4 protein-coding genes and 1 pseudogene are annotated in these 2,656 nt (G+C 72.6%); 4 read left to right on the top strand and 1 reads right to left on the bottom strand.

Annotated elements, in window-relative coordinates:
- A pseudogene (locus tag H5J29_RS28500) lies at nt 1–202 on the bottom strand (hypothetical protein); the annotation flags it as partial.
- A gap of 128 nt (nt 203–330) precedes the next feature.
- On the opposite strand from H5J29_RS28500, the gene rimP reads away from it, so the two are divergent.
- The 4 genes from rimP to H5J29_RS28480 form a co-directional block, all read left to right on the top strand.
- Complete coding sequence (gene rimP, locus H5J29_RS28495; RefSeq protein WP_181784076.1) at nt 331–885, top strand: ribosome maturation factor RimP; 555 nt, start codon at nt 331–333, stop codon at nt 883–885.
- A complete protein-coding gene (gene nusA, locus H5J29_RS28490) occupies nt 882–1,955 on the top strand; it encodes a transcription termination factor NusA (RefSeq protein ID WP_181784075.1) in 1,074 nt (357 codons plus the stop codon). The genes rimP and nusA overlap by 4 nt, the downstream gene beginning before the upstream one ends.
- Nucleotides 1,952–2,314: a YlxR family protein gene (locus H5J29_RS28485; RefSeq protein ID WP_181784077.1), complete on the top strand. Its 363-nt coding sequence runs from the start codon at nt 1,952–1,954 to the stop codon at nt 2,312–2,314. Before nusA ends, H5J29_RS28485 begins: the two co-directional genes overlap by 4 nt.
- A gap of 99 nt (nt 2,315–2,413) precedes the next feature.
- A partial coding sequence (locus H5J29_RS28480) for a translation initiation factor IF-2 N-terminal domain-containing protein (protein ID WP_181784074.1) occupies nt 2,414–2,656 on the top strand: 243 nt, incomplete at its 3' end.

Below are 2,656 nucleotides of genomic sequence, written 5' to 3'. Positions count from 1 at the left end.
CTGGCTCGGTCAGTGTGACCACAAGCACGGCGTCGGCGCGGGCGCGGTCGGCCAGCGGGATCAGCGGGTCGGGGCCCTCGTCCGCGGCGGAGGAGGTGCAGGCGGCCAGCGCGGGCATCGCGGGCAGTGCGACGCCGAGCCCCAGGACCGCGAGCGCCCGCCGCCTGCCGATCGGGGACGCGAGGACACGGACGGGGGACACGGACCTGCATCCTGCCGGCTGCCGTCCGGGCGTCCGCCCGACGGGTCCGGCGGTCCGGCCGGGTGCCCGCGATAGGCTGGACGGCCGTCCGACCCACCGGTCGTGACGCCCAGTCCGTGAGGAGCCCCATGCCCACCGGAGTCCCCGAGCAGCTCGCAGGTTCGCTGCGCGGCGTGCTCGAGCCCGTCGTCGCCGAGGCGGGCTTCGAGCTCGACGACGTGGAGGTCCGGGCCGCCGGGCGCACGCACACGGTGAAGGTCGTGGTCGACGTGCCGGAGGAGGGCGACCGCACCGGCGTGCCGCTCGACGCGATCGCGCGGCTGTCCCGGTCCGCCGCGGCCGAGCTGGACAGCCACGAGCACCTGTTCCCGGGGTCGTACACGCTGGAGGTGACCTCACCGGGCGTCGACCGCCCGCTGACCCGCCCGGCGCACTGGCGCCGCGCGCACCTCCGGCTCGTGAAGGCCACACTGGAGGCGGGCGGCACGGTCGAGGTCCGGGTCGGCGACGCCGGGCCGGAGTCGGTCACGGTGGTCGACGCGGGCGTGAAGCGGCCGGAGGCCCGCGAGCTGAGGTACGCGGACGTGAAACGCGCCGTGGTGCAGGTGGAGTTCAAGGCCCCGCCCCCGGCGGAGGTGCAGGCGCTGGGCGCCGAGGACGGAGAGGGTGGGGAGTCCGAGTGAACGTCGACATCGCCGCGTTGCGAGCGATCGAGCGGGAGAAGGAGATCCCGTTCGACACCGTGATCGAGGCCATCGAGACCGCGCTGCTGACCGCCTACAAGCACACGGACGGGCACCAGTCGAACGCCCGCATCGACATCGACCGCAAGTCCGGCCTGGTCCGGGTGATGGCGCGTGAGGTCGACGCGGAGGGCGTGGCGGGCCCGGAGTGGGACGACACCCCCGAGGGCTTCGGCCGGATCGCCGCCACCACCGCGCGGCAGGTCATCGTGCAGCGGCTGCGAGACGCCGAGCACGAGCGCACCTACGGCGAGTTCTCGACCCAGGAGGGCGAGATCGTCTCCGGGGTCGTCCAGCGGGACGCCCGGGCCAACGCGCGCGGGGTCGTGGTGGTGTCGCTCGGCCAGATCGAGGGCGTGCTGCCGCAGACCGAGCAGGTCCCCGGCGAGTCCTACGCCCACGGCGAGCGCATCCGCTGCTACGTCGTCGGCGTGACCCGGGGAATGCGCGGGACGCAGATCATGTTGTCCCGCACACACCCCAACCTGGTGCGCAAGCTCTTCGCCCTGGAGGTCCCCGAGCTCGTCGACGGGTCGGTGGAGATCGTCGCCGTCGCGCGCGAGGCCGGGCACCGCTCGAAGATCGCGGTGCGCTCCACGGTGTCGGGGGTGAACCCGAAGGGCGCGTGCATCGGCCCGATGGGCCAGCGGGTGCGCAACGTCATGAGCGAGCTGCACGACGAGAAGATCGACATCATCGACTGGTCGGCCGATCCCGCGACGTTCGTGGGCAACGCCCTGTCCCCGTCGAAGGTGGTGTCGGTCACGGTCGTCGACGCGAAGACCCGCACCGCGCGCGTCGTGGTGCCGGACTTCCAGCTGTCGCTCGCGATCGGCAAGGAGGGCCAGAACGCCCGCCTCGCGGCCCGGCTGACCGGCTGGCGGATCGACATCCGTAGCGACGCCGACCCCCGGACCCTCGCCGAGGAGGACGGGGCCGACGACCGCCGCGACACCGACCCGGTCGCGGCGAAGATCACGGGCCGCTCGGGGACGGAGTCGGTCGGCTGAAGGCGGACGCGCTACACTCGTCCTCGGCCCGCAACCGGAAGGGACCCGTTCGCACCTGCGTCGGGTGTCGTGCCCGGGAGCAGGCCACCGGTCTGTTGCGCGTCGTCGCGGTGGACGGGGCCTCGGTCCCGGATCCGCGTGGACGCCTCCCCGGTCGGGGTGCCTGGCTGCATCCCCGTCCGGAGTGTCTCGACCGGGCCGAGCGTCGGTCGGCGTTCCCACGGGCACTGCGTGTCCCGGGTCCGCTGGATCTCGGTAAGGTCCGTTCGTACCTCGCCGCTTACGGTGAGGCGCAACAGGAGGGGGTCGGGACAGTCCCGGCCCCGTCATTCACGGAAGACAAGGTCGACCCGTCATGAGCCAGTCGTGAAGATCGCACCATGAACGTGCATCGACTCTAGGTTCGAGGTCGAGCGGACACCTGCCGCCCGGCCTCTCGTCGAAGACAGAGGAGAGCAGTGGCAGGCAAGGCCCGCGTGCACGAGCTCGCGAAAGAGCTCGGCATTTCCAGTAAGCAGGTCCTGAGCAAGCTCCAGGACCTCGGGGAGTACGTGAAGTCCCCTTCCTCCACCGTCGAGGCCCCGGTCGCGCGCAAGCTGCGTGACTCGATGGCAGGCAACGGTGGTGGACCTCGTCGGGGTGTCCCCGGCAGCGGCAGCCGTCCGCGTCCCGGTCAGCCCGGTGCCCCCCCGTCCACACCT

The organism is Pseudonocardia pini, from assembly GCF_013870575.1.
Taxonomy (GTDB): Bacteria; Actinomycetota; Actinomycetes; order Mycobacteriales; family Pseudonocardiaceae; genus Pseudonocardia; species Pseudonocardia pini.
This window is presented reverse-complemented; position numbering and strand designations above follow the sequence as displayed.